This window comes from uncultured Gimesia sp., assembly GCF_937919775.1.
In the GTDB taxonomy this organism is placed as follows: domain Bacteria; phylum Planctomycetota; class Planctomycetia; order Planctomycetales; family Planctomycetaceae; genus Gimesia.
Genome location: NZ_CALFPF010000323.1, coordinates 1 through 6766, shown reverse-complemented (window position 1 = coordinate 6766; position 6766 = coordinate 1). Strand labels below are relative to the sequence as shown.

The 6766-nt window shown below is 51.2% G+C and carries 4 protein-coding genes; 1 reads left to right on the top strand and 3 read right to left on the bottom strand.

Features of this window, described 5'->3' with window-relative positions; translation table 11 throughout:
• The coding region (locus tag Q0294_RS08895; protein WP_299463557.1) for an alpha/beta hydrolase at nt 1-986 on the top strand (986 nt) is incomplete at its 5' end.
• Between the two features lie 10 nt (nt 987-996).
• Here Q0294_RS08895 and Q0294_RS08890 read toward each other — a convergent pair.
• The 3 genes from Q0294_RS08890 to Q0294_RS08880 all read right to left on the bottom strand — a co-directional run.
• Entirely contained in the window at nt 997-3861 is a 2865-nt protein-coding gene (locus tag Q0294_RS08890) for an MMPL family transporter (protein ID WP_299463554.1), read from the bottom strand.
• Between the two features lie 533 nt (nt 3862-4394).
• A complete protein-coding gene (locus tag Q0294_RS08885; protein WP_299463551.1) occupies nt 4395-5195 on the bottom strand; it encodes an MBL fold metallo-hydrolase in 801 nt (266 codons plus the stop codon).
• A 292-nt stretch (nt 5196-5487) separates the two neighbouring features.
• Nucleotides 5488-6766 (bottom strand): hypothetical protein (locus Q0294_RS08880; RefSeq protein WP_299463548.1); only part of this gene is annotated, 1279 nt, incomplete at its 5' end.

The following is a 6766-nucleotide window of genomic DNA, read 5'->3' as shown; positions in this document are numbered from 1 at the left end:
GAATACGACCTGCTGCAGAAATCAAGCATGGATCTGCACTTCATGAAAAAACGAGAAAGTCAGACTGCATGACACGCCGCCCTGTTTTCCGATCCCGTTACGGGAAGATTGTTTGCTCCCTCATTCTTTTCACAGTAACCGGCCGGATCGGATTTTCGGAAGACCAGGTGCCCCCTCCGAAATTCAAAACAGTTCAGAACCTGCCTTATGACGCGACCGTCAACCTCGGAAAACATTTTAAGAGTCTGGATCTCTACGCTCCTGCTTCCGGCAAGAATCATCCCATCGTAATCTGGGTGCATGGCGGCGGCTGGAAAATCGGTGACAAGCGCGGCGTGAACAGTAAGCCGGAGGCTTTCACAGCACACGGCTATCTATTGGTCAGCATTAATTATCGGCTCCATCCCCAGGCCACTTACGATCAACAGGCACAAGATGTGGCACAGGCGGTCCATTGGGTTCGGGAACACGCCAGAGACTTCGGAGGCAATCCGGACGAAATTTTCCTCATGGGACATTCCGCAGGAGCCCATCTGGTCGCTCTGGTTTCCACCAATCCCGCGTATCTCAAAACAGAATCCCTCTCTCTGAAAGCGATCAAGGGAACGATTCTACTGGACGGAGCCGGCTATGATATCGCCGATCGAATCAATACCGCTGACCCGACTGGCAAAAAGATTTACACGGCTGTCTTTGGAACGGATGAGAAAACGTGGAAGGCCGCTTCTCCGCTGACCTACGTCCGTAAGAATCAATCCATCCCCCCGTTTCTGATCCTGCATGTCGCACGCCGGGAAGACTCACGACGGCAATCGGAAAGCCTGGCGAACAAGCTGAAAGTGAATCAGATCGCGGCAAAGCTTGTTTCCGCTCCGGGCAAAACACACATGACGATCAACCGCGAAATTGGTCAACCCGATGACATGCCCACGCAGGAAATCTTTGCGTTCCTCAAAAGCGTCAGCAACTCCTCGGCAGCTCCGTAATCCTTGCCGATCAGGTCTCAAACGTCTTTTCAGATTGAGTCCGCTTGATGGTCTGCTGGAGATGCGGCTTGGTGGCTTTACCTTCCTGCAGGAGCGGGACATTCGCAGCGGCGGCTTTCTCTTTCTTTAACGAAGCGACAATCAGCGAGCCCAGGGGGCCTGCCAGAAGTGCCGGTAGAAAGATAATGTCAGCCAGTAGGGCAGCGGTGATTAAAGCAAACATCAAAATCCCAAAGCGGCTCACGAGCAGCAATTCTGCAGGATAGAGCATGGCCAGACTGATGCCGACCGCAGCGCTGGTCTGCCACATTGCCGGCCCGCAATGTCCCAGTGCAGCAGCAACCGCTTCACTCTTGTTCTTACCTTCTTCAATACTGATCTTGAACCAGGTCAGCAGATGCAGTGTACCGTCAACGGCAATCCCCAGCGCCACTGAGGCGGTAATCATCGTCCCGATATCAACGGAGACTCTCATCCAGGAAAGTAAACCAAACACAACGCCAATCGGCATCAGGTTCGGCAGCATGGTAATTAAACCGCCAGTCGGGCTGCGCAGCAGGATCATCATCACAAGCGCAATCACCACAAACGCCAGCCCGAAACTCTTAATCAGGCTTTCCAGCACCGCCTGTTGAGTTCGCAGGAACAGGGGAATCGTCCCTGTCACCAGATGGGTCGTCCCTGCATGATCACGCAATACAGACTGAGTCACCTGATTTAAGTCACGTGTGAGATCGCCGTAATTCAGGTCGCTCATAATCGCAACCTGAGCAGTAATCCGCCACAGCTCATCCCCTTTTTTCACAGCCACAGGCCGGGGACCATTTGCGGTTTCCTGTTCCAGCTCGACCGCCTCGTCGGCAATATACAGAAACGATTTGGAACTGCCCGATTTGAGGCTTTCCTTTACACGGCGTTCTGTTTCATTAACGCGTTTTGCATGCTTCAATTTTTGAAACGTGCTGGCGCCTTCCGCTAACGGCTCTGAAACAGGCCGAAAATCAGCCAGTGAGATCGATCCGCTGATTTCCGCGTGCTCGGCAATTTTATGTTGAATTTTACGCACCAGTTCAACGCGTTCCACAAAATTCAAGTTCTTCTGTGCATTTTCATCGAAGCAGATCACCGTATCAACGGGCGTGATTCCTGAAAGATTTTCTTCCAGAAACAGGTAGTCCTGAATCACACGAGAGGAATCCGGAAAATACCGAATGACTTTGGTTTCCGTCCGAAACCATTTGAAGCCGTAACAGGAAACGACGAATATCACCAGACAGCTCATGGAAACCAGGACCTGATGTCGCGAAAGAATTCGCCCGAACTGCTGCCAGTTTCTGGTATCGATCTCAGATGCTTTCGGAGGCTTCGCGGGCCATAACTCCAATAAAGAGGGTAAGCCGTACAACACCATCAACAGCGAGATCAGACAACCGATCGAGGAATACAGGCCGAAGTCACGCACCGGCGATAACGGGCTCGTCATCAGGGATGCCAGACCAATGGCTGTTGTCAGGCTGGCCATGATACAGGGAGCCCGTGCCATTTCGACAGCTTGAGTCACGGCTGTTTTCATATCCACATGCGCGGCATGTTTCCAGTAATTGGCGACATGAATCGCACCGGAAAGGGTCAGCACCGTCAACAACGTCGGCATGACCACCAGAACCATATTCATGGTCCCCCCGGTTAGAGGCACAATTGCGACAGCCACAAACGTCGTATAATAAGAAACGAGCAGCACCAGACAGGCAAGCCTGAGGCTCCGTAACATCAAAAATGCCAGAAAGATTCCAATCAGTCCTGAAAACAGAGTCACAGACCGTTTGTGAAACTGCCAGACCGGATAGGCGGTATTCCACGAAGACTGCTTGACCATGCTATTCAAAGCGGCTCCCGCAACAGGCCTGCCTCCCATATGGAGACTCGCTTCGGGAATCCCCGCTCTGGTTGCCGCTGTTTTCACGGCTTCAATGGCGGCAGCATGATCGGCATCGCCCGTATCAGATAATTCGATCGCAATCGCAATCGGTGTCCCGACGGCAAAAAAACAATCTTCAACCAACGTGGGTTGCGCCGAAGCGGATGTCTCTGCGGAACTGGCGTCCGACGACTCCGGAAGAATCTGAGGACGCGTCAATGAAAGAGCCAGTTGTTTCAACTGATTGGTGAGTTCAGCATCGGGCTGCATTCGAGGCCAGGTGACCTGAAAATCGTGGGCAGGCATGGCAGCCACCAGCGCTTTATAATCGACCTGATCTGCACTCTCATTCGCAGGCACGTCGATGACTTCCGCTTCCTGCGATTCATCAACCATCTCCACCCACTCTTTGAAAGCGGGCTTCACGGTAAGCACTAAACCCAGTTCACTCTTCGCTTTGTCGATCAGTTCCTGAGTCGTTTGTTCCTGCCTGTTCTTGCCGGCTTCAGTTAAGCGGATTTTCAACATTCCCGTCCCGAGCAAGACCCCTTTCAAACGTTCCTGGGCTTCGCTCGGCTCAACCCGGTACTCCACCATTTTCTGAATGGCGTCCTGAGGAGTCACCACGTTCTGAATATAAGGCGAGCCACCACGGCGAATCCCCTGTTCGTCGGGTTTTCCCAACAGCAGAGTCTTCAGACGTTCTGCCCGCAAATCGGTCAGCGAACTCCCTTCCCAGGAGAGTAGAACACGGTCTTCAATACCAAAACTATGACGGTGCCAAGCCAGCACTTTCGACTGGGGATCATCGGGAGGCAGCCAGTTCTCGACATTATTTTCCTGCCGAATCTCCCGTAAAACTCCTACGAGCACAGGAGTTATGAAGATCATAAAAACCACAACCCATAATGAGAGACGATGTCCCCAAGGATCGCGCTTTTGAAAAAACGAAGCCATTAATGATTCCAATAGCCCGAAGAGGCCTTATCAAATTAATGAATCTCTGCCCGTTAAGAACGAGAGTTGAAATTCATCGAAAATAGTTTGATCCAAAACTGCTCAGCAAATCCATCTGACTTGAGCTTTCTTCCCGAAAAAACCGGTGTTGTTTCAAATCAGATTTCCTGAATTGTCACTCTTTCGCTAAATGAATCAATCTCGAATACGCAAAAATAATGAAAAGCCCGCATCTGGTTCGCATCCGAGATCACTTTTTACGATCGCCGCATATCGGTATTTTTCGTCGTCGCGTCGGGTTGAACTTGTCGCAACACAAACCACATTTGTGTTTGTGATAAAGATTCTGATCATAATACCAATTTTGCGGATTATAGCATCACGAATTTGCGATCAGAGGGCGCCATCTCCTACAAAATCATAGAAAAAAGGAGATCCAGTGGTCATCCGGGACTGCCTGTTCAGCAGAGGATTGAGGGAATCGCTGTCAAAAACCGCTGAAATATGAACATAACCCCATAATGCCTGCCGACTTATTGCGCGGTCTCAGGATCAAATCCCTTCGCCAGTTCTTCGTCCCACTGATCCTGCAAAGGCCAATCGACGGCACAGGTTCCGAAGTCCGCCATATGCAGATATGTATTCAAACGATCAATTGTCGCCTGCAGAAGTTCTTTTTTGTTCCGGAAGATCGGACCATGACTGGGCAGCAGCCATTTCGCATCGCAGTCGCGAATTCGCTCTAACGACTTGATGAAATCAGGAATATCGGACCCGTGATGGGCGTCAATGTGCCCCACACATCCATCCCGATAGATATTGTCACCGGAGAAGAGTAATTCCCCGAAACGAAATGCCAGCTGGCCGTCGGTATGGCCGGGTGTGTGCCAGACTTCCAGCTTGGTCTCCCCGCCCAGATCAATCACGTCCCCTTCAGTCACTTCCAGATCGACTTTACAGGCGGGCATATCAATCGAAATTCCCTGCGCACTGATTTCTGCATAGGTACTGATACGATCTCCGACTTCAAGCAACCGGGCCGCACTCGGATGGGCCACCACTTGCGCGCCAGGCAGCAGTTCCTTGGCGCGACTGAGCCCCTGAATATGATCCACGTCAGCGTGGGTCGCAATCAGATATTTGCAGTTGGCCAGCGGAAAATCCATTTGACGGATCATCTCGATAATTTCAGACACGGTATCTTCATATCCGATATCAATCAGCAGCCATTCATTCTGATCGTTAAATACAAGGTAAACACAACACCCCAAACGCTGTCTGGCCTGATAGTTGATTTCGATAACGTGTGGAAATACTTCGCGTCGGGGTAACATTTTCCCGTAAGCTCCTCGTAGTTTAAGCTCAGTGACTGATATTCATTGATCCGGAAAAGAAAGACTGGTCGAACCCTGCGCAGGAACACCATTCTCAAAATTGCCGTCCGGCAGACAGGATGCCCCTCAGAGCCAATCTCAGTGGTCCTGCCATTCTAGGCAGGCCGATTCGCCGAAACAACCAATATCAAAGCAGATGTGGGGGTATAAGTCCGATTTTCAACAGAATGGGCTCACAATACAGAGATCAACGGGAAAAGCAGCCGTCGATTAAGTACCGGTTACAGAACGATTAAAGCTTCCAGTAATCAGGCAACCCCGGTTTTGTCTCGATCAGAATCTCCAGAATGGCCCGGCGATCTTCTGCGGTCAAGCGGGAATATTGTTTACTGTCATCCTTGCCCGACAGGATTTCCCACAGACGCCGATAGACAAACTCCAGAATCGGTCGAGGCAGCGCATCGAATGACTCTGAATAGATCAGATAACTGCACGGATATTTAAACAGCCTGCGTTCCAGATCAAAGTCCCGCAGGGAGCGTCCCCGGCGGTCATGTGGCCCTGACAGTGGAAACTCCGTTTGAAAACCGGAGACGCCACGAATCTGATCTTCCAGAACCAGCTCATCCGTAAACAGCATGTAATCTACTAACCGATTCGCAGAACTCTCAAAACGCCGTTTCGTACTGTCGCTCTGAAAAGACGCGTCGCGCTCCAGCATCTTGTTCATCACTTCCGCGTCCCGCTCGGTAATCCGACCTTCAAACTGAGCACGGGTAATCAGATTATGCATCTTCGCCTGATGTTCCAGAACCATCAACGACACAATATCACTGTGAGGTCCGAGGTAAGCGCTCGTATCAAACCATTTCTCCAGATCGACGGCGTTCGCCCCGCGGTCCCGATTAAGATTGCTGGAACTGTCCCCCTTGCGAAAAATCAGATTTCCCATGTGACGCATTTTTCCGTGCGTGCCCGACACATACCAGCCCCCCCACCGCTCAGGAAAGGGGCTCGATTGATCGCTGCGATAAGTCCCTTCACGAAACACCGGCATCCCATCGGGACCAGGATAGACCGAGCGCATGATGTGCCCCGGCACGCCCTGCGTCATTGACGAAGCGTGACACTGAGTGCATTCAAATGTTCGCCGCACAAAAGCAGGCTTCGCTGATTGTGTTTGAGTGAGCGTGTAAAAAACCGTTCCCAGTTTTGGATCGCTGGCAGAAACTTCCAGAGCGGCCCCCCCCTGCACAAAACCCACATACAGATCGTCGTTGAAATACAACGCGCGCGGCGACTGCGGATCGATGTGCTTCACCTGCAAACTGGTCTTGGAAAACACCAGCACCTGGGAAGAAACCGGGATCTCGAGTGACTTCAAAACCGAGGACAAATAACCGGTCCCTTTTTCCCGATCATAGTCCAGCTTGATCTGACCCTGATCCAGTTTTTTTTGAAAACGGGTAATCAGATTTTCCGGTTCCGCTTTATTATAATTGATCGGCGCTTCTTCAAAACTGACCTGCGCAAACAGCGCCGCAGGCATCTGCAGAAAACAGAACAATCCA